We start from the raw sequence: 20697 nt of genomic DNA on the forward strand, positions 1-20697 counted from the left end.
GTCGCAATGAAGAGTTTAACATTAAATAACACTATAACGCAATTACGTTGTAGAAAACTGGATCATTCAAGCTTTCAATATGAAGCCATGATAAACCAGCAATGGCAGCCAGTCACCCACAAAATAGTTAAATATTTGTGGAATTCATTTCAAGGAATACACTCATGAGTAGATTATTTAACGTAGTCACTCAAATGAGCGGCCAGCGCAATAATATCAGCATACCAAAACCGTATATTCTTTTTTGTAAAGGTGATTACAATCTTGCAGCTATTCTCGCGCAATTAGTTTTTTTATCCGGAAAGGGAATGCGTGAAGATGGATGGTTTTGGAAGAAAAATGAAGAATTAGGCGATGAACTTGGACTTACTGTCGATCAGGTTCGATATTCAATCAAAAAATTAAAGTTATTATTAGGCTCAAGCATTGAGACTTGTAAAAAGAAAGCGTTCGGAACGCCAACAACTCACTATCGATTTAATGAAGATGTGCTTGTTAAATTATTGTTTCCCGACTGTGATGAAAAAGAGCAAATCCTAATCGGTAAAATTACCGAATCAGAGGGGGAACCGTTACCCCACTCATTCGGTAAAATTCCCACTTCCAAACGGGAAAATCCCCGAAACCATGGATTCGGTAAAATTCCCGAATCTATAACAGATCCTATTACTAACATACAGATCCTTATTTCTATGTCTCGGAATTTTTCAAATTCCAAAGACGAAGAAAAATTGAATAAGTTTTTATCTAAATATCCTGATGCGTATATTTACTCTCCGTTAGGTAAAAAATGGGGTACCGAAGAGGATTTGAGAGCTGCGGATTATATTTATAAAAAAATTCTTGATGTGAACCCAACAGCACAGGTGCCGAATTGGTTTGACTGGGTGAATGATATTCGGCTTCTTAGAACGCAGGTTATTGGTGGTAGTTATGATAATTCACATAAAGAAATTTGTAGACGATTCAAAATCGCCAACATGGATGGGTTTTGGAAAGATAATATTCAGTGCCCAGCAAAGCTTCGTAAACATTGGGATAGGTTTTTCAATGTTCCACAGCAATCGAATAGCAACACCAATATTAATTGGAATAGTACCGGCTATTTGAATGAGGGAGACCAACATGCTTAAGCCACTACAAGACGTTTACAGTAATGTTCAAACAGGATTGCGTCATGAGCCGCAAAGGGCAAGGCCCACAGGCAAAGGCCATGAATATTACGAAAGAGAGTTTAATAAAATTTTTATGTCGTTAAAGGGAATATTTCCATCAATGGCGAATACCATTAAAACTCAACAAGAATATGATTCTATGCGTCGAGAATGGATAGCAGCATTTGTTGAAAATGGTTTACTTCTCAAGCAGGTGGATGCTGGTTTAGTTATTGCTCGGAAGCAGAATACTGACTTTTTACCATCGGTTGGAAAATTCATATCCTGGAGCAAAGAGGGTAGCTACTCTTTGATGGGATTGCCAACTGTAATTGAAGTGATGAGAGAATTTAGAAAATACAATTCTAAGCGTCTTGATTATTCAAGTGCTGAACTATTTCCTTGGTCACTGCCCATTATGTATTGGATCGTAACCGACCTAAGAAAAAATATGTTGCAACACAACCAATCGGACCTCGAAGTAGAAAAACGGGCGGAATACTCACTTAATCAATGGGTAAAAAAATTAAGTAGGGGTGAAAAGGTACCAGAAATTAGAGTACAAATCGAAAACAAAGATTCAGCGCCATGCTTATCATCATTTCAGTGTGATCACCCAATAATTAAAAAAATAAGAGACAGAATCGAAGCAGCAAAAAGGAGTTCTAATAATGGCTAAATCAGACTATAAACACTCAACCAGTAAAACTAATACTGATATTAAAGACCTATGGCAGACTCCAATTGAACTGTACGAGTTCTTAAACGCCCGATTTAACTTTGTCTGCGATGTTGCTGCAAGTGATCATAACCATTTGCACTTAAATTACTTAACCGAGTCATACAATTCATTAATTAACGGTTGGTCACATTTAAGGGGAGGTTATGCATTTTGTAATCCACCATATTCAAAAATACTACCTTGGGTGAAAAAAGCTAAAGAAGCTCAAGCAAATGGAGTGGGTACAGTGATGTTATTACCTGTCGATACATCTGTTGAGTGGTTTAAAACATTAAAAGATACAGCATCAGAAATCTGTTTTATCACTGGTGGACGTATTTCATTTGTTAGGGCAGATACGAAAAAGAAAGTAAACGGCAATAACAAAGGTTCTTTATATGCTGTATATAATCCTCGTTCATTTGGCGAATGCAAAGTTTCATGTATTGATCGCAATGAAATATTTGAAAGTTACGAAAAAATAAAAAATACCATTCCTGATCCAATAAATAACACGGTCTGGCCAAAAGAAGTTAATTCAATCTTTAATTTAATTGAGAGCGCTAAAGCATTACCTGCAGCACTTCAATTAAAAGTCAAACAAAGCATTAACAAAATGATTATCGACCGTTTTCCTCATGATCAGATGGTGGTGGCTGCTCAAAATCTAGTTAATCGAATGGAGGCTAAAGCATGATATATATGAAAGAAATACATAAATTTCTCAATAGAAGTATTTTTATACAATATGTCACATAGTGTCACAATGACCTTTGTTAGTATATAAACACCATAAATAATATGGTTTATTAAATTCACTATATAAGGAGATATCACATGTCTAAAAAAACAAATTGGCCAAGTAAAATACCCGGTAAAGGCTCAGGTGGTGGTCGAGATAATAATCCACCTAAAGTAAAATAGAATTACTAAATGTGAACGATGATATTATACAATCATCGTTTACATCTCATCATTTTTCTCCATGAATTCTTTTGTAAATTCTGTAGAAATTTTTTTTAGTATTTTTTCAGTGCTAGGACTTAAATTACCTAACGATATATAATTAGCATATATATTTTGTGATGTTTTAAAGTTATGGTGATTTTGAATATAATTAATATATGTTTTCAATTCGTATAAATTTACTTTTTGTCTAGATTTAGCTTTTCTAAATGCATCATATTTTTGTTTTATTTCATCTTTATTTAATATGCCGTCTCCGCCTTCATTTGTTGGTGTGTTATAAAACTCATCGAAGAAATTTCTAATATTCCATTGCAATCGGACTAAACCATTATCAAATTCATCCAAAAGTGATTCATATTCTGTATTCAAACAAGTTTTTTTCATTTGGTTTTATATTCTTGGAAGTTTTTTTCAAAAGTAATGTTAAATTTTGTTAGATTATTTTTATAAGTGGGATAACTAATATCTTCTATAGTTTTTTCCAAAGCAGATACACAAAGCTTAAATTTTTGTTTATATATTTTTTCTGATATATATTTTCCATCATTAAGGCAGCGATTTATTAGACTATATTCTATGTCTGTTGGATATCGATCATGAGATATCCAATTGTTAATTTGATATCCACCAACAACAATGGCTCCAGCAAAAAGAAAGCTATTTATCATATTTTTAATTATTTTCTGTTTTTTATTACAAAAGGGACAGATGACATCAGGATCTGCAGTAAAAAATCTATTACATTCTTTATTATCACACATACATTTTATACTCATCGATCTTTCCCTTTTTCCTATTCTGTCGATAATGTAATCAAATAACGTATTATTCTATTGAATTTTTTTCTATTTGAAAAATAAAATATCGTTATTTTATTTCACAATATGAGGTGCTAATAATTACTATAAAGCTTTATTTGACTCATTAACATATGCTGGTGTTTGGGTTGATGACAGCCAGATAAAACGAATTGAATCGAATTGGTATAATGTTATTAGTAATGGTAAAATTTTAATAAATATTTCTTTAAATAAGGCTATCTTTAACGATGAATAAGGGTATTTCACAAGAATTATATAAATATATGTCTGCAGAAGTTTGCTGTAAGGTATTGGAGTCTGGAAAACTAAGGTTTAGCTCTCCACTATTGTTTAATGATCCTTTTGATGTAGTTCGTTATCCGTTAGGTAGCCTTGATTTCAAGCGTTTTTCATCTGAAATACTAAAATATCTTCAAACAGATTATGTTGAAGGAAAAAGGGATATAAGTGAATTGATTGAACCTCTTCATAAAGTGGTGATTGAGGCCCAAAAAAAAGGGATAAAGTTAACTGATTTATTGATTAACGAAGAAAAAATAATAAAACAGCTTTGTGATAATTGGGAAAACCAAATTAAAAAAACTCGTATTCTATGTTTATCACAAATTAAAGACAACATAGCGCTTTGGTATCATTATGCAGATCAGTATTCAGGGGTTGTAGTTTCTTTTGACAAATTAGATGAAATAAATGGAGTAGCTAATAATAGCTTACGTAAAATCAATTATAAAAATGAACTAGATGGGAATTCTTATAAATTTTGGCATGATTACTTTCTTATAAAAGAGTCAAATATTTTAGATAATATTTTTTATGAAAAGTATCACTGTTGGAATTATGAAAAGGAAGTAAGAATTGTAACGAGAGTAGAGAATTTAAATGATGATCAATTATATTCATATTTTGAAATTAAAAAGCAGATTAAGTCAGTATATTTCGGACCTAAAATAAACGACCAAAAAAAGAATAAACTGATAGCTTTAATTAGAGATAAATATCCGAAAGTAAAAATTTACCAAGTAAAAATTAGGCACGTATTAGAGTTTGATAAATTATAATTTATTGTATATATTACACTTTCGTTATAAAAAGCATTCATTGTTATATTATTAATATTTAAAATCGATAGAAATTAGGAAGAGAGTAGAATGAGTAAGTTATATAAGTTTTTTATTGTTGTTTTTACTGCATTGGTATTATCCGGTTGTAATACTTATTTAAATGAAACATATCAAGAACCACAACAAACAGAGCCAAAGGCAAAAATTACTTTTGCTCAATCAACTAACCTTCTCAGTGGTTATCCTAGAACTTTTCTTATTCGTAAGAGTGAAGGCATTTTTATGAATGAAACAAGAACAACTATAAAGTTTGATGATGAGACAAAAAATAGAGATTTTGGTATACCTGTACCAAAGGATAGCAAGATTCAATACAATGTTTATGTTCCAGCTGATAAAAAGTTAGACTTTAACGTAAATGTGAGTAAGTATTGGTTTACTGATACGAATTTAACTAGACCAAATAGAGTTAGTTATTGTAGATACGCTAATACGGAGTTCACTCCAGAAAACAACGGAGAATATCTAGTATTAATTGATAATATAAGGAAAGATACAAAAGAAGCACCAAGATGCTCTTTAGTTATTAAACAATTAATAAAAGGGAAATCTAGTAATCAATGGGTAGATATTGAGTATAAATTCAATAATAATGATTACCCAGTGATGAATACACAAGAATTGAAATAATATATTTTTAATGTCAGAGTGCAGACTGACATAATACGAAAAGATACTTAACCAGTGCAGAGGTTAAGATAAAACAAGTGGAGTATAGGAGCATATTATGCAGAGCCAATCTATCGTGGCAAGTAATGCCACATCAATAATGCCGTCAATCGGTATTTGCTCCTTATACTTTTCACTTTTTACTGATTTTAGTTGTATCAATCGTCGCTAGCATTGCAGGCTAGTATTGTGAAAATAAAAGTGGAGTATTAAAAATGAATCAATTAATTACTATTGAAAACGTAGTTATTCGTCAAGATGAACAAGGTTTATATTGTTTAAATGACTTCCATAGAGCAGCGGGCAGTATTCACCATAAAAGGCCTAGTAAGTGGTTATTCACGAATCAGGCTCAAGAGCTTATACAAGAGCTAAGCCCTAATTCGGGCTTAGGTCAAAACATAACCAATGTTGTTAAAGGTGGAGTTAACCCCGGTACTTATGTGTGTAAAGAGCTAGTTTATGCTTACGCTATGTGGATTAGTCCTACTTTTAATTTAAAGGTGATCCGTACCTTTGATGAAGTAATGACTAAACAACAGCCATCAGATCTATATTCTAACAAAATTAATGCTAGTTTTATGTTATTAGACTTTTTGAAGAAGAACCTTAATCTATCAAATTCATCAGTACTTAATGGTTGTAAAACTATTCAACAAACATTTGGGTTACCAAATCTAACGCCTAATTATGCTATTGATGCGCCGAGCGATGTAATCGATGGTTCCAGTCGCCCATCATTTTCATTAACTCACTTACTACAAAAATATGAGGTACCAATCAAAACAACAGTAGCTTATGCAATATTAAAGGACCTTGGTATTGTTGAACGTAATAAGCGTAAAAGCCTAAAAACTGGCGAGGATAAAGAATTTTGGTCAGTAACTTCATATGGACTAATGTACGGTAAAAACTTAACACCTCCTAATAATCAAAGAGAAACCCAACCTCATTTTTATGAGAGCCGGTTCAAAGAACTATTAAAATTAATGCAAAATGCTAAAGCAGCATAATGAAAGCATTACTTACTCCATATTATCAGCCTGAATTAGGGCTGATAATTCTTAAACCTGGTGCTGAACTTTTAAAAAAGATTGGTACCAGTTCTCGCATTATTATTGAGCCAAGTACAGAAAAGCACAATGGCATTAAGTCTGGCATATTAAATGAAGAACAACCACTCCTAAAAAACAAGCATATAGATCCATTTCTATTTAACGATAAAATCATCGATATTATAAAAAATAAGGGTTTCGTTTTTGATTGGTGGCTAGAAAGAAAATATAAATGCCAATTAGAAGATGGTGATTATTGTTATCATGAGTCTACAAATGAAACGGTAAGTAATAGTGCGATTCGTATTTGCTATCATCATAATAAAGATTTAGTCATTGATGAAAATATAAAAAGTATTGCACAGCGCAATTTAAAAATGTTCTTACTTGAAAGTATTTCACAAGATTTAAAACTAGGTGCTAGCCATAAATTATCAATATTTGAACTTGGTTGGTGGGCGGTTATTAATCGACAACATGATTTGATACCAGAGAACATGGCAAGATTGCTATATAACCGTGAGATGGAAAAGCATCAATCAGTATATAAAGAGTCGGAGACAATCGCTAGCGATGACCGCTCATATATTACATTAAACCAACAAGCTAATGAGACTATGCAATACCTGCAGGAAGTAGCTAAGCCAATCAAAAAAATAACGGTTGATATCAATTCGCCAGAATCATTTATGTTACGGCCAAAATTAAAGCGCTGGGAATGTGAAAAATACACGCAGTGGGTAAAAACTCAGCCATGTGTTTGTTGTGGTAAGCAAGCAGATGATCCCCATCATATTATTGGCTATGGCCAAGGGAAAATGGGGGGCAAACCTCACGATATTTTCACCATTCCGCTTTGTCGAACTCATCACAATGATTTACATCACAATGTGGTTGAATGGGAACAAAGACACGGATCACAAATATTATTATTAATTAACTTTCTGGATTGTGTTTTTGGGATGCAAGTCATAATTTAACAAAATAATTTCCAGCAACTGATTAAGTATGAACTATAATATATCAAAATAACTAACAAAATAGAGGAAATTATGCAAAACGGATTATGTACCAAAAAAGATAGTGAGACTGGCAAAACTATAGTTTATGTTGCTAAAGTACGTGAAAGGCTAAGGACTTTAAATGAAGTAGAATATACTCAAAAAGGAATTCTGCCATTAATAGAAAAACTCCCTGATATTAAAGAGTATTATCAGGGTAGATTAAAATTAAACCCTAATTTTGGGAATTTATTTATCTATCTTTTAAATCAGGGAGAGAAAACACCCCCAGAGATATTAAAAATATTGAGAACGCTCGGCCTCCTTTTCGACTTCGGTTCAGGAGAACTAAAATTAACGGCCTCTGGTTTTGATGCATTAACAATAAACCCAAATTAGGCTGATTGTGTAATGATGATTTAATTTTAAATTTAGTCTGAATGTTGCCATCTAAACGTCTAGATGTTAAGATGGCTAATCGTGGAGTGTAAGCAATAAACAGAGTGCAGACTGTATATTGTAAAAATTCCTCTCTTATTAATATTGGAGAGTATATGAAGAGAGATATAAAACAGGTCCTTGTCGCTTGGGCTAATGTTCGTCGCAGTACCAGAACTGGGTTAGAATACCCATACAAATCCCCATCAATACCAGTTACTTCTGGTGATTGCTTTGATTGTCGTCCTTTACTTAGTGAAAGCGAAGCTCATATAGTCGACAAAGCAGCTTTGCGACTAGCACAAATAGATCCTATTTCGTATTCAATTCTTAAATCAATTTACATAAACAAACAATCACGTCGCTTACTTGCTAAGAATATAAATAAAAGTAATGATTTCATATGTGATCAACTAAAATTAGCTGAGTTTTATATATTAGCTAAAATTGATGATGTTATGGATATAATCATATAAATACCTTGTATAGTGTATGTTATACTACTATTCTCAAATACAGTGAGGTAAATATATGATGGGCTTTATTGAAGCGGTCAAGATTATCTTAGATAAATTTTTAATGAGTGATTTTATTTTTACTTATAAGGCAAAATTTTTTAAAAATGGTATTGAATTTGGTACTAAAGAAACTAAAAAAATTTGTAAGGTTGAACTAGATTATTTAGTAAGAGAAAGAATTTCAAAAACTTATAATAGAGAAATGGCTGACTATTTTATTGGATTATCTGAATTTTACAATCACTCTATCTCTCCATGTTATTTTAAAAAACTATACCCATATTTAATCATGGATAAAGGTAAGCCTGACATTAATCAAGATAATTTAAAAAAATTAAAAAGTACGAATGCTTCATTTAAGATCTTAGGTTTGTTATTTATGGCACTTTTTGTGGCTATTTCATTTCTATCCTCGTATCACTATTCTTTATTTTTTATTCCTATATATGGAGTAATTATGTTGCTTTTTCTTGTATTGTTTAGATCTCAAATAGTTAGTAAGCGAGAATTGAGTGATTTTAATAGAAGAGCAGAACAATACAATGATCAACTAAAAAATAAGTGAAATCTACTATTGACTGTCTCGATGTCTCGACATACAATGTGATTAAATTGCAGTTCTTGCATTCAAATTAAACCTCGATTTAACAAGTCGGGGTTTTTTATTACCTAATTTTGGCGAGTAGATATATGTATTGTCTCCGCGTGTAACATATATCGCTGCACCTCGCCAATTCTAAAACTTTCATTTTATCCCTTAAGTGGATAACTTCCAGCCTCAGTTAATCTGAGGCTTTTTTTTATATGTGAATGGGAGACTGCTACATGCGCTAACATGCAGCAGACATTGACACCCATAAGTCATGGTCATAGGTATCAATCGAGTCCCAGCCGATCAGCTTGGGTATTTTACGGAATAACTGTATAAATGACCAGTAAAAAGAATCAAGAAATAAAAATAAATGATCTAATTTTAATTAATGATGATTGCCTTAATGTTCTAAAAAGCTTACCTGATAATCATATTGACCTTATTTTAACCGATCCGCCATATTTTAAAGTTAAATCTAATAGTTGGGACAATCAATGGCAGACGGAGGCTGATTACCTAGCATGGCTAGATGATATTTTTGCGGAATTTTGGCGAGTATTAAAGCCAAATGGTTCGTTGTATTGTTTTTGCGGCTCTAGGTTGTCTGCTGAAACAGAACTTCTCGTAAAGCAACGCTTTAACGTTCTTAATCATATTGTTTGGTCTAAACCTAACGGGCCATGGTTGAGACAACATAAAGAATCATTAAGATCTTACTTTCCTGCCTCAGAACGCATTATTTTTGCTGAGCATTATAACGCCGAAGGGAAATTCAAAGGTCAGTCTGGTTATGCTGTTAAATGTAGCGAATTAAGACAATCTTTGTTTGCCCCTTTAATAGAATATTTTAAATCAGCTAGAGAATTATTGGGTATATCTGCAGCAGATATTAACATAGCAACTGGTACACAAATGTGTAGTCACTGGTTTAGTTATAGCCAATGGCAATTACCAAGTGAAAAACAATATGCAGACCTACAAAGCTTATTTAATCGTGTAGCAAAAGAAAAGGGTATAGCTAATCCACTGATGCATGATCATAACGTATTAGCTGATGAATATTCACTTTTGCATAAAAACTATCAGATCTTATCTCTGCAATATGATGATTTAAAAGCCCAATACGAATTATTAAGACGGCCATTCCTTGTTAGTAAAAAAGTACCTTATATCGATGTATGGACTTATGCTCCTGTTCCTTACTACAAAGGAAAACACCCATGTGAAAAGCCAGCGGCTATGTTAGAGGATGTGATTAATGCAAGTTCTCGACCAGGTGATATTGTCGCAGATTTTTTTATGGGTTCAGGATCAACATTAAAGGCCGCTAAGAAATTAGGACGAAAAGGGATCGGTGTTGAATTTGAAGAAGAATGTTTTATGAAAACTGTTTCAGAATTAACTGACTGATGGCTAGATAGGGCTTAGGTCTTTTACTAACTTAAGCCCACAAGGGCGCAATTATGAAGATTGATAGAATGGATAAATTCACATCTCACATTTCTTATGCATGGTGTAGCCTTTTCGCAACATTCGGTGCGCTGTCCCGTGATGAATGGGCTTTTCTTATTGGTGTCGGCACAGCACTTTTAACGTGTGCTATTAACTGGTGGTATAAGCGCCGCGATGCAATACATAAAGAGAAAGTAAGAGAGCGATACTATGCAGCACATAAAAAAGATAGCGAAAACTGCGATCTGTAGTGTTTTAGTAATAATTGGTATTGTAACCAGTGACTATGCTGATGAAATCAGAACAAGTAAAGCTGGCTTAGAGATAATGGGTAATGCAGAAGCTTGTAGAAATGAGCCTTATTATTGCCCTGCTAATATTCTAACGGTCGGTATTGGTTCAACTACTGGCGAAATTGAACAACGGAAATACTCAGATGCTGAAATAGCGCGGCGCTGGGTTGGTGATATCAAAAGCGCTGAACAATGCGTTAACCGGTTCGCTAATGGTTTTCATCTGCCGCAATCAGTATTTGATGCGACTGTTTCAATCACATTCAATGTTGGCTGCTCAAAGATGAAAAGCTCAACGATGTATCAATATCTTAATACTGGTAACTATCAAGCAGCTTGTAACGAATTGCCACGTTGGAATAAAGCAAATGGTAAAGTATTAAATGGCCTAGTTACTCGTCGTGAAAAAGAGCGTGCATTATGTCTGTCAAACTTAAATTAATAATAGCCATAATGGTTATTGCTGCGCTTGGGGCCTTGATAGCGATTTTTATTGATATCAATAACACATATACGAAGCTTGGGGTTATAGAAGTTGAGTTATCACAAGTTAAAGACGAATTTAAGCAGTATCAAAAATTAGTTTTAAAAGTTAACGAGATAGATAGTAAATTCACTCAGGAACTTACTCATGCAAAAGCTGAAAACAATAAGTTTTATAACAATGTTATCAATGGGCTTGGTCGGTTGCAGCTCAACATCGATAAAGCCGCAAAGCCCACCACCACCAACTTGGATGATGCAAAAGCCTGCGAACTCACTGGAGAAGCTCGACAAAATTATTATTTACTCCGAGACGACATTATAACGAAAGATAATCAAATTTTAGGCTTGCAAGAATATATTAAGAATGTTTGCTTAATTGAGCAATAAGAGAGATTAATAATGGGAAGAATACCAAATATTAGCGGTTTAGTAATATTCCTCACCATTCTTGCAGTATTTGGATTATGGAAAGTTATAGGTTTATTAATTTGGCTATTTGGTCACCTGACTTGGGTTTAGCTATAAGGGATTTAAATAAATGACAGACAAATCCGACGACTTAATAACTGATGGTTGGAACGGTAACTAAATAACGCCAGTAGCTAATCTGCCACAACCACTCACCACATCGACTACCTTAGTCACCTAGTAATGTGGCGTGCTACTGGCTATTTTGGTTAAATATTCACAATAACCGCATAAAGTATAAATATTACCCGGGTGAGTAAAAAAATATCATGCATATCTATTCAAAACACATAAAACGCTACCCATAAACCATAATTGTAAAGATAATTGGTTAAGGTGAAATAATGAATGAATGTTCTTTTTGCGGTAGGAGTGCCACACTCACTAAAACAAGTGGTGGATTTTCAAAAACAACATATCGCATAATTTGCAAACACTGCAAGATAGCAACTGATAAAGTTGATTATGCACCAGAGGCCGTTAAGATTTGGAATAACACCATCGGCCGTAAATTATAAACCAATCATTAACCGCTTAATTGCGGTTATTTATTTGATTCATCATCCATAATGGCATTAACAATCCAAGTAATACTACAATCCCCGTAATTAAAGCGGCTTCTAACAATAGACAAAATTGTGCTATTTTATCGTAATAATAAGAATCAAACGAAAAATAAATAATAATCAAAATACCGTTAACTAACGCTACTAATGAGCAAATAATTGTAATTATAGATAATATTTTTATAAGTAAACGCATATTAATATTCCAATAGTAAAAAAATGATTATCTACTATATATAAATTTTTAACAAGCCGGCGAAAGTCGGTTTTTTTTGCATCTAAATAAAAGACTGTCAGCCAATCTAATTAAATTTTTAAATAATCATTCGCGATAAATATCCATAAGACCATAATTAACTAAATAGGAAAACATAATGCAATGTCGTTATAAAGGCTGTATTGCACATACAAGCTATTCAAGTGGTTATTGTAATAAGCACGCCAGAATAGGCTATCTATTAAACAAGTCTAATCGAAAGAAAAGATATTATTCATAATGTTTATCTCAATTAGGAAGAAGTAATTATGTATCGAGAGCAAATACAACAATTTCACGCTGATCTAAGTAAGCGCCGCATTAGTGGTGATATACAGAACAATGAACTTATCTATTGCGGTGGTAAGGTAAAGGTAAGGGCTTTGATTAATGGTGAGTGGAAAGAAGTAACAATGAGTCCTGAAACTGATAACACCTCAGCTATCACCAAGCTCACTAAGATAATTAATAAAAAGGTGAAAGAAAGTGCCACCAAGAATACCAAAAGCATGTAGAAAGATTGGATGCGCCAAGACGACTACAGATACAACCGGTTACTGTGCTGAACATACAAAGACTGAGAACACATGGTCTAAGTATCAAAACGGTAAAAGCAGGCATCAAAGAGGTTATGGTACCGCATGGGATAAGTTACGAGGAAGAATACTAAAGCGTGATAAGTATCTATGCCAGTGTGAAGAATGTAAAAGATTCCATTTCATTAAACCAGCTACAGAAGTAGACCACATTATACCCAAAGCTCACGGTGGTAATGATTCATTATCTAACTTACGAGCAATAAATAAAGAATGTCACAAGAGAAAAACAGCAAGAGAACGATTAAATGGGAGGGGGTAGGTAAATCCCTACAGAATCAACGCCTTAGTACCGTCGGCATACCTCTTTTTACACCACCGCAAGTTGTAAACCTTTTTTAGGGTTCGGATTACTCAAAATCTAGGAGAATTTAATAATGCCGGGACCAGCAAAAACGCCCACGCATATTAATAATCTTAAGGGTAACCCTGGTAAGCGTGGAAAAAATAAAAATGAGCCTCAACCCAAAAAAGCGATCCCTAATGCACCACGTCATTTAAAAAAACTACCTAAATATTGGTTTAATGTGATCGCTGATGAACTAGATTGTATCGGTGTATTAACAAAAATTGATGGCAAAGCTCTCGAGTTGCTCGTCGAAGCTTACGCAGAATATCGCCATCACTGTGGTGTATTAGATAAAGAAGATTATACCTATAGAACAAGTGAGGGATTAATTAAGGCACATCCTGCAGCTGCAATGAAAGCTGATGCATGGAAGCGAATTAAAACAATGTTAGCTGAATTTGGTATGACTCCATCAAGTCGCTCAAAGGTTAGTGTAACAAATAAAGATGAATTCGATCCATTAGAAGAGTTTTTGAAAGGACGCAAATAATGGCAAAAGTACAACAAGGTATTGATTATGCAAAGTCAGTAGTTAATGGCGATATTGTTGCTGGAAGATTAACAATATTAGCTTGCCAGCGATTTTTAGATGATTTAGAGCATGGCGAAAAGCGAGGTGTTTATTTTAATCATAACCGAGCGCAGCACATCTTAGATTTTTACAAATTTATACCACATGTTAAAGGCGATCTCGCTGGCAAAATAGTTGTTTTAATGGACTGGCATATATTTATCCTGATCAATCTATTTGGTTTTGTTGTTCCATTGGTTGATGAATTAACGGGTAAGCCGAAGCTAGATGATAACGGCAAGCCTCGTTTTGTCCGGCGGTTTAGGACGGCTTACAACGAAGTGGCCAGAAAGAACGCTAAAAGTTTTATTGCGTCAGGTATTGGCTTGTATATGGTTGGCGCTGATGGTGAGGGCGGCGCAGAGGTTTATAGCGCGGCTACAACTCGTGATCAGGCTAGAATTGTTTTTGCCGATTCTCAATCAATGATCAGGCAATCTAAAAAAGCACTGGGCCGACTACTTGATTTTAATAAGATGGCGATATTTCAACTCAAGACGGGATCTAAGTTTGAGCCGCTTTCTAGTGACGCCAATAGCCTTGATGGTCTAAATATTCATTGTGGCATCGTTGATGAACTTCATGCACATAAAACTCGAGATGTGTGGGATGTATTAGAGACAGCAACAGGCGCAAGGCTACAATCTCTTATTGCCGCAATAACAACTGCTGGAACAAATCAAACGGGTATTTGTTATGAAATAAGAGAGTATGCAACAAAAGTCCTAAGTGGATTAATTGAGGATGACTCATTCTTTGCAATTATTTATACGCTTGACGATGACGATGAACCATTTGATGAAAAAAACTGGATTAAAGCGAATCCCGGTCTTGGTATTTGTAAGCGCTATGATGATATGCGTAGGCTTGCAAAGAAAGCACTAGAGCAAGTTAGTGCAAGAAATAACTTTTTAACTAAGCATTTAAATATTTGGGTAAGTTCAAGTGAAGCTTGGATGGATTCGACCAAGTGGGCTAAATGCGAGCCGTTAGATAATCCTGATAAATTAAAAGAATATCCGCTTTGGGTTGGTATGGACCTCGCTAATAAAGTCGATATGTGCGCGGCCGTTAAATTATGGCTTGCTCATAATGGTGACATTCACGCTGATTTTCGGTTCTGGCTACCAGAGGGGCGATTAAGCGCATGCTCTGAACGAATGGCTGAATTATATCGTAAATGGTCTGATATGGGGTTCCTTGAACTAACCGATGGCGAAGTGGTTGATCACCTTTTAATTAAAGAAGAAATTGGAACATGGGTACAAGGTGAAAACCTACGCGAGATAGCATATGACCCGTGGAGCGCAACGCAGTTTGCAAGGGCTTTAAATGAAGATGGTTTTCCGTTGGTTGAGGTGCCACAAACCGTTAAAAATCTATCCGAAGCCATGAAAATGGCAGAGGCATACACTTATTCCGGGCGGCTTCACCATAATAATAATCCGATCATGAACTGGATGATGTCAAATGTGCTCGTTAAACCAGACAAAAACGACAATATATTCCCGAATAAATCATCAAATGAAAGCAAAATTGATGGTCCCGTCGCTATGTTTACCGGGTTAAGTCGATTAATTGTGAATGGTGGTGAACTTGATACAAAGCTATCTGATCACATCGAGAAGGTAGGATTAAGGACATTATAATGAAATTATTTAACTTTCTAAAGAAAAGTAAGCCACAAGATGAGAATACACCACCACCATATTATGATTATATTCGTAACGGATCTCAAACTGGCTTATCTGTAAGCCCAAATAACGCCATGACATTAACGGGTGTATTTAGTTGTGTTAGGGTTTTAGCTGAATCGGTTGGCATGTTACCTTGTTTTTTATATGAAGATACGGGAAGTGAGAGAAAAAAAGCAATAAGAGACGATTTATATAAACTCCTCTATATTGCGCCAAATGATTACATGACCCCACAAGAGTTTTGGGAATGTATTATGACTAATCTTTGTTTGCGCGGCAATTTCTATGCATATAAAGTTAAGATAAACGGTAAAGTAAAAGAGTTGTTACCGCTTGATGCAGGAGCGGTTTTTGCCAAGTTAGATAATAACTGGCAGCCAGTTTATCAAGTCACTTTCCCCGATGGTAATAGTCAATTTTTAACTCAAGATGATATCTGGCATGTACGAATTTTCACAAAAGATTCGTTCTTGGGCATTAGCCCGATAACCCAAGCAAGAAAAGCTGCTGAATTAGCAATGGCAACAGAGCAATTCGGCTCAGGTTTATTTGGTAATGGCGCAGTTTCAAGCGGAGTTTTACAAACAGATCAAACCTTAACAGACGAATCATTTAATCGATTAAAGAAAGAGTTTACAGAAAACCATACAGGATTATCAAATGCGCACAAGCCTATGATTTTAGAAATGGGGCTTAAGTGGAATCAAATTAGCATGAGCTCGGAAGATGCGCAGTTCCTTGAAACTCGCAAATTTCAGCTTGAGGAAATCTGTCGCATATTTCGCGTACCACTTCACTTGGTACAAAACACGGATAGAGCAACATTCTCAAATATTGAAAACTTGGGTATGGGATTTGTTAACTACTCATTGATCCCTTATTTAACGAGGATAGAGCAGCGAATCAACATTGGGCTTGTTGAAAAATCAAAGCAAGGTCGATTTTACGCAAAATTTAATGTCGGTGCGTTAATGCGCGGTGATATGTCGTCTCGATATAAATCTTATGCAACCGGCATTAACTGGGGAATTTTGTCACCCAATGAATGCCGAGACTTAGAAGATAGAAACCCACGCGAGGGCGGTGATGTTTTCTTAACGCCGTTAAATATGACAGCTAATACAGGTAAAGAAGATGAAGAACAAGTTTGATATGCCACTAATGGTGAAGTCAATTAACGATAAGGGTGAGTTTGAGGGCTACGGCTCAGTTTTTGGTGTGAAAGATTCTTATAGTGACATTGTAGTAAAAGGTGCTTTTGAAAAGTCTTTAGCTTTGTGGCGTGAAAAAGGACGTATGCCGGCTTTACTTTGGCAACATAACATGCAGGAGCCTATTGGTATCTACACCGATATCCAAGAGGATGAAAATGGCTTAAAAGTATCAGGGAAACTGTTAATTGATGATGACCCTCTTGCTAAACGTGCTTATGCACACATGAAAGCTGGATCATTATCTGGTTTATCAATCGGATATCGCTTAAACGATTACGAGTACGATGCTACAAAAGAAGCGTTTATCTTAAAAGAGATAGAGCTATTTGAAATATCACTAGTCACATTTCCGGCTAATGATGACGCACGTATTAATAACATTAAGTGCGCGTTAGAAAATGGCAATATACCACAACCAAAACTCATTGAACGGGTCCTGCGCGACGTTGGATTGTCGAGAAATCAGGCAAAAGCGTTTATGTCTGAGGGTTACTCTTCATTAAAACAGCGTGATGCTGATAATGATGCAGAAAACGCAATTATAATTTTAAAATCAATTTTTACGGAGAAATAAATCATGGCTTTAGATAACAAAGATGTTGAACTCGTCGCGCAAGAGCTAAAAGGTCAATTTGAGACGTTTAAGCAAGCAAATGACAAGCGCATTGATGCGGTAACACAAGAAAAAGCAGTACTAGCCGAAAAAGTAGACGGATTAAACCAAACAATCAGTGAATTAGTACAAGCAAAATCCGATATGGAAGCTGAGCTAAAATCAATGAAACGACCAAATGGTCAAGGCGCTAATGTTTCTGAGCACAAAGAAGCTTTTATGCGCTTTATTAAAAAAGGTGATGAAGCTGGACTCGCAGAGCTTGAGCGAAAAGCAATGCAAACAGGAAGTGACTCAGATGGTGGGTTTGCTGTACCGACTGAATTAAACACTGATATATTGGCTGCGCTTAAAGACCAAGTTGTCATGCGTCAAGAAGCTACAGTTATAACCGTTGGAACTGAAGAGTGGAAAAAATTAGTTAATCTTGGTGGAACGTCTAGCGGTTGGGTTGGTGAAATAGATAAACGACCAGAGACCGGTACGTCAAAACTTACTGAAATTAAACCGATCTTCGGTGAAATATACGGTAACCCACAGGCAACTCAGCGTATGCTTGATGATGCATTCTTTAGTGTCGAACAATTTATTACTAATGAGCTCGTACAAAATTTTGCGGAAAGTGAAGAGATCGCATTTACATCAGGTGACGGAACGAATAAACCAAAAGGTTTTTTAGCATACGCAACTGATACCAAGGACGATAAAACGCGTGATTGGGGTAAATTACAAACTATAGCTCCTGCCAAATCCGGTATTGTAACTGGGGATGATTTGCTTAAGCTAATTTACACACAGCGTAAAGTTTATCGAGCTGGATCTAAGTTTATGCTTAATAATCAAACGTTATTCCAAGTCCGTTTATTAAAAGATAGTAACGGTAATTATTTGTGGCAACCGGGCCTGCAGTTAGGTCAGCCATCATCAATTCTTGGTTACGCTGCCGCAGAAAATGAGCAAATGCCTGATGTCGGCGATGAAAAATCACCTATTGCATTCGGCGATTTTAAACGAAGTTTTTATATTTTTGACCGTATTGGTATTCGTATGTTACGTGACCCTTACACCAATAAGCCGTTTGTTGGTTTCTATACTACTAAACGGGTTGGTTCAATGCTTGCTGATAGCAACGCAATCAAGTTGCTTGATGTTGGCAAGATTTCATTGAAATAACGCCGCGTTAAGCGGTTTTTTTATGCCCTTTATTTAGGTAAAGGGCTTTTTTATTGGAGTCACAATGAAATTTCCAACGATTGAAGAACTCAAACTTCAATGCCGAATTGACTATAGTGATGAAGATAGCTTGCTTGATATGTACTTAAAGGCGGCAATAAATCGCGCAGAAACACGGTTAAATCGAAAATTGTATGAGGATTCTATACCTGAAGATAAAAGTAACGGAATAGTCGTTAATGCTGAAATAAAAATGGCTTTGATTCTTGCGGTTAATCATTTTTACGACTCACGTAATGCCGCAAAGATCCCAACTGGATTTTATGAACTGATTGATCCTTATCGAGTGATACCACTATGAAATCAGGAAAATTAAGGCATCGAATTACGATTCAAAAAAAAATAAGCTCAAAAACGGGTACAGGCTCAATAAAAGTTAAATGGGAAGATGTTTGCAAAGTATGGGCGAGTGTTGAACCATCGAGTGTTAAAGAGTTTTTAACTGCACAATCTATTAAGTCAGAAGTTACTGCGAAAATCATCATTAGATACAACAAAAACATAGTTATAGATTCAACGATGAGAATTTTATATCGAGATAAAATTTATAACATCGCTGGTGTATTAGCTGATTTAAATAGCGGCCTTGATTATCTGACTTTACCTGTTAGTGAGGGCGTAAATAATGGCTAATTCTGTCAGCTTTGATTTATCCGGCCTTAAAGTGCTTAAGCGAGATTTAAAACGTTTATCTAAGCCTGAAAAAAACAAGGTAATGCGAAAAGGTCTTAAAAAAGGTGTTGATTTGCTACGTGATGAAGTAAAAAAACGCACTCCCGTTCGTAAAGGAATACTTAAAAAGGACATTAAATCACGATCTACCGCAAGAACTGGCGAGGTTTATATTAAAGGTGGTCGGCTTTCTGAGCAAAAGGCTAACTGGCTTGAGTATGGCACATCTAAAATGGCACCACATCCATTTATCAGACCTGCATTTGATACAAACCAAAGTAAAGCCGAAAACCTTTGTATCACTGGAATTATAACCGCTATTGACGAGGTATTTATGAAATGATTGAAAAACAGATATATAACACATTAGCTGAACTGTGTGATGGACATGTTTATCCTTTGGTTGCTGATGAAAACACTTACGCACCATACATTGTTTATACCCCGATATCTAATGTTAAAACTGATACATTTTGTGGAACCGCTGAAACAACAAGCTCAATTCAAGTTGATGTATATCATCAAATCTATGATGAATTATTAATTTTAAAAGATAACATCATCACTAAATTAGAACAATTACCCATATTTAATATTAATTGGGCACAATCTTACGAAGTAGATACAAAGTTATACCGCGTAATGATAGAAATTAGCATTATAAATTAATTCAATTACCTTAAAACCAGCCGCTTATGTCGGCTTTTTTATTTTCGGAGAAGAATAAATGACGAGTAAATACACATTAACAAAAGGATCTCGGTTAGAGGTGACTAAAGATGCTTCTAATACTACTGTACCAGAGGGAGCAACATGGTTAGAGCTTGGTTGCTTATTAACAGAAGTTAGCTACACGGGTGGAGCAAAAAGCGATATCGAAGTTACAACGCTTTGCTCGACAGAAAAAGAACAAACGAATGGCTTACCTGATCCTGGTGAAATCACATTATCTGGTAACTGGGTGCCTAACGATGATGCATTAAATGTTTTACGTGATGCATATACAAATGATACCGCTCATGCGTTTCGATTAGTCTTGCAGGATAAAAGAGGTTACGCATTTGTTGGTGAGGTTAGACAAGAGAGCTTTACCGTATCAACCGATGCAGTGTTAACTGGCGAATTTACCATTCGAATGAAAGGTCGATTAGAAAATTATCAGGAAAAATAAT

General features: G+C 35.0%; 30 protein-coding genes. 27 read left to right on the forward strand and 3 right to left on the reverse strand.

The window, feature by feature from the left end:
• Nucleotides 1-164: 164 nt before the first annotated feature.
• The 3 genes from RHO14_03255 to RHO14_03265 are packed head-to-tail and all read left to right on the forward strand — an operon-like array spanning nt 165 to nt 2572.
• Nucleotides 165-1133, forward strand: coding sequence for a hypothetical protein (locus RHO14_03255; GenBank protein ID WVD71821.1), 969 nt, complete (start codon nt 165-167; stop codon nt 1131-1133).
• The gene (locus RHO14_03260; protein ID WVD71822.1) at nt 1126-1833 is read left to right on the forward strand and encodes a replication protein P; all 708 of its coding nucleotides are present in this window, start codon (nt 1126-1128) and stop codon (nt 1831-1833) included. The genes RHO14_03255 and RHO14_03260 overlap by 8 nt, the downstream gene beginning before the upstream one ends.
• Nucleotides 1826-2572, forward strand: a complete 747-nt coding sequence (locus tag RHO14_03265) for a phage N-6-adenine-methyltransferase (GenBank protein ID WVD71823.1) — start codon at nt 1826-1828, stop codon at nt 2570-2572. The genes RHO14_03260 and RHO14_03265 overlap by 8 nt, the downstream gene beginning before the upstream one ends.
• A gap of 266 nt (nt 2573-2838) precedes the next feature.
• Here RHO14_03265 and RHO14_03270 read toward each other — a convergent pair whose 3' ends face one another.
• The gene (locus RHO14_03270; GenBank protein ID WVD71824.1) at nt 2839-3228 is read right to left on the reverse strand and encodes a hypothetical protein; all 390 of its coding nucleotides are present in this window, start codon (nt 3226-3228) and stop codon (nt 2839-2841) included.
• A complete protein-coding gene (locus tag RHO14_03275) occupies nt 3225-3620 on the reverse strand; it encodes a hypothetical protein (protein ID WVD71825.1) in 396 nt (131 codons plus the stop codon). The genes RHO14_03270 and RHO14_03275 overlap by 4 nt, the downstream gene beginning before the upstream one ends.
• Nucleotides 3621-3892: 272 nt before the next feature.
• Between RHO14_03275 and RHO14_03280 the strand changes: the two genes are divergently transcribed.
• The 12 genes from RHO14_03280 to RHO14_03335 all read left to right on the forward strand — a co-directional run bounded on the left by RHO14_03280 (nt 3893) and on the right by RHO14_03335 (nt 12276).
• The gene (locus RHO14_03280) at nt 3893-4723 is read left to right on the forward strand and encodes a DUF2971 domain-containing protein (GenBank protein WVD71826.1); all 831 of its coding nucleotides are present in this window, start codon (nt 3893-3895) and stop codon (nt 4721-4723) included.
• A 90-nt stretch (nt 4724-4813) separates the two neighbouring features.
• Nucleotides 4814-5416: a hypothetical protein gene (locus RHO14_03285; protein WVD71827.1), complete on the forward strand. Its 603-nt coding sequence runs from the start codon at nt 4814-4816 to the stop codon at nt 5414-5416.
• A 254-nt stretch (nt 5417-5670) separates the two neighbouring features.
• A complete protein-coding gene (locus tag RHO14_03290; protein ID WVD71828.1) occupies nt 5671-6468 on the forward strand; it encodes a KilA-N domain-containing protein in 798 nt (265 codons plus the stop codon).
• Nucleotides 6468-7490, forward strand: a complete 1023-nt coding sequence (locus tag RHO14_03295; GenBank protein ID WVD71829.1) for a DUF968 domain-containing protein — start codon at nt 6468-6470, stop codon at nt 7488-7490. Before RHO14_03290 ends, RHO14_03295 begins: the two co-directional genes overlap by 1 nt.
• 72 nt (nt 7491-7562) lie before the next feature.
• Entirely contained in the window at nt 7563-7910 is a 348-nt protein-coding gene (locus RHO14_03300; GenBank protein WVD71830.1) for a hypothetical protein, read from the forward strand.
• Between the two features lie 155 nt (nt 7911-8065).
• The gene (locus tag RHO14_03305; protein WVD71831.1) at nt 8066-8425 is read left to right on the forward strand and encodes an antiterminator Q family protein; all 360 of its coding nucleotides are present in this window, start codon (nt 8066-8068) and stop codon (nt 8423-8425) included.
• Nucleotides 8426-8480: 55 nt separating this feature from the next.
• Nucleotides 8481-9032, forward strand: coding sequence for a hypothetical protein (locus RHO14_03310; protein ID WVD71832.1), 552 nt, complete (start codon nt 8481-8483; stop codon nt 9030-9032).
• 363 nt (nt 9033-9395) lie between these two features.
• A complete protein-coding gene (locus RHO14_03315) occupies nt 9396-10469 on the forward strand; it encodes a site-specific DNA-methyltransferase (GenBank protein WVD71833.1) in 1074 nt (357 codons plus the stop codon).
• 53 nt (nt 10470-10522) lie between these two features.
• A complete protein-coding gene (locus RHO14_03320; GenBank protein ID WVD71834.1) occupies nt 10523-10762 on the forward strand; it encodes a phage holin in 240 nt (79 codons plus the stop codon).
• Nucleotides 10722-11246: a lysozyme gene (locus RHO14_03325; GenBank protein ID WVD71835.1), complete on the forward strand. Its 525-nt coding sequence runs from the start codon at nt 10722-10724 to the stop codon at nt 11244-11246. Before RHO14_03320 ends, RHO14_03325 begins: the two co-directional genes overlap by 41 nt.
• Nucleotides 11225-11677 carry a lysis protein gene (locus RHO14_03330; GenBank protein ID WVD71836.1) on the forward strand — a complete coding sequence of 151 codons (453 nt, stop codon included), beginning with the start codon at nt 11225-11227 and terminating at the stop codon, nt 11675-11677. Before RHO14_03325 ends, RHO14_03330 begins: the two co-directional genes overlap by 22 nt.
• A gap of 425 nt (nt 11678-12102) precedes the next feature.
• Nucleotides 12103-12276, forward strand: a complete 174-nt coding sequence (locus RHO14_03335) for a Lar family restriction alleviation protein (protein ID WVD71837.1) — start codon at nt 12103-12105, stop codon at nt 12274-12276.
• A gap of 16 nt (nt 12277-12292) precedes the next feature.
• Here RHO14_03335 and RHO14_03340 read toward each other — a convergent pair whose 3' ends face one another.
• A complete protein-coding gene (locus tag RHO14_03340; protein WVD71838.1) occupies nt 12293-12520 on the reverse strand; it encodes a hypothetical protein in 228 nt (75 codons plus the stop codon).
• A gap of 329 nt (nt 12521-12849) precedes the next feature.
• On the opposite strand from RHO14_03340, the gene RHO14_03345 reads away from it, so the two are divergent.
• The 12 genes from RHO14_03345 to RHO14_03400 all read left to right on the forward strand — a co-directional run bounded on the left by RHO14_03345 (nt 12850) and on the right by RHO14_03400 (nt 20696).
• Nucleotides 12850-13095 (forward strand): hypothetical protein, encoded by a 246-nt coding sequence (locus tag RHO14_03345; GenBank protein WVD71839.1) that lies wholly within the window; start codon nt 12850-12852, stop codon nt 13093-13095.
• The gene (locus RHO14_03350; protein ID WVD71840.1) at nt 13067-13438 is read left to right on the forward strand and encodes an HNH endonuclease signature motif containing protein; all 372 of its coding nucleotides are present in this window, start codon (nt 13067-13069) and stop codon (nt 13436-13438) included. Before RHO14_03345 ends, RHO14_03350 begins: the two co-directional genes overlap by 29 nt.
• 115 nt (nt 13439-13553) lie before the next feature.
• Nucleotides 13554-14015, forward strand: a complete 462-nt coding sequence (locus RHO14_03355; GenBank protein ID WVD71841.1) for a phage terminase small subunit P27 family — start codon at nt 13554-13556, stop codon at nt 14013-14015.
• Complete coding sequence (locus RHO14_03360) at nt 14015-15745, forward strand: terminase large subunit (protein WVD71842.1); 1731 nt, start codon at nt 14015-14017, stop codon at nt 15743-15745. Before RHO14_03355 ends, RHO14_03360 begins: the two co-directional genes overlap by 1 nt.
• Nucleotides 15745-16944, forward strand: coding sequence for a phage portal protein (locus RHO14_03365; protein ID WVD71843.1), 1200 nt, complete (start codon nt 15745-15747; stop codon nt 16942-16944). Before RHO14_03360 ends, RHO14_03365 begins: the two co-directional genes overlap by 1 nt.
• Nucleotides 16928-17581 (forward strand): HK97 family phage prohead protease, encoded by a 654-nt coding sequence (locus RHO14_03370; GenBank protein ID WVD71844.1) that lies wholly within the window; start codon nt 16928-16930, stop codon nt 17579-17581. The genes RHO14_03365 and RHO14_03370 overlap by 17 nt, the downstream gene beginning before the upstream one ends.
• 3 nt (nt 17582-17584) lie before the next feature.
• Nucleotides 17585-18793, forward strand: coding sequence for a phage major capsid protein (locus RHO14_03375; protein ID WVD71845.1), 1209 nt, complete (start codon nt 17585-17587; stop codon nt 18791-18793).
• 64 nt (nt 18794-18857) lie between these two features.
• The gene (locus RHO14_03380) at nt 18858-19154 is read left to right on the forward strand and encodes a head-tail connector protein (GenBank protein WVD71846.1); all 297 of its coding nucleotides are present in this window, start codon (nt 18858-18860) and stop codon (nt 19152-19154) included.
• On the forward strand, nt 19151-19486 hold the full coding sequence (locus RHO14_03385) for a phage head closure protein (protein ID WVD71847.1): 336 nt from the start codon (nt 19151-19153) through the stop codon (nt 19484-19486). The genes RHO14_03380 and RHO14_03385 overlap by 4 nt, the downstream gene beginning before the upstream one ends.
• Nucleotides 19479-19868, forward strand: coding sequence for an HK97 gp10 family phage protein (locus RHO14_03390; protein WVD71848.1), 390 nt, complete (start codon nt 19479-19481; stop codon nt 19866-19868). Before RHO14_03385 ends, RHO14_03390 begins: the two co-directional genes overlap by 8 nt.
• The gene (locus RHO14_03395; GenBank protein ID WVD71849.1) at nt 19865-20194 is read left to right on the forward strand and encodes a hypothetical protein; all 330 of its coding nucleotides are present in this window, start codon (nt 19865-19867) and stop codon (nt 20192-20194) included. The genes RHO14_03390 and RHO14_03395 overlap by 4 nt, the downstream gene beginning before the upstream one ends.
• Before the next feature lie 58 nt (nt 20195-20252).
• Nucleotides 20253-20696 carry a hypothetical protein gene (locus RHO14_03400; protein WVD71850.1) on the forward strand — a complete coding sequence of 148 codons (444 nt, stop codon included), beginning with the start codon at nt 20253-20255 and terminating at the stop codon, nt 20694-20696.
• The last annotated feature ends 1 nt before the right edge of the window (nt 20697 follow it).

This window comes from Orbaceae bacterium lpD04, assembly GCA_036251935.1.
Taxonomy (GTDB): Bacteria; Pseudomonadota; Gammaproteobacteria; order Enterobacterales; family Orbaceae; genus Orbus; species Orbus wheelerorum.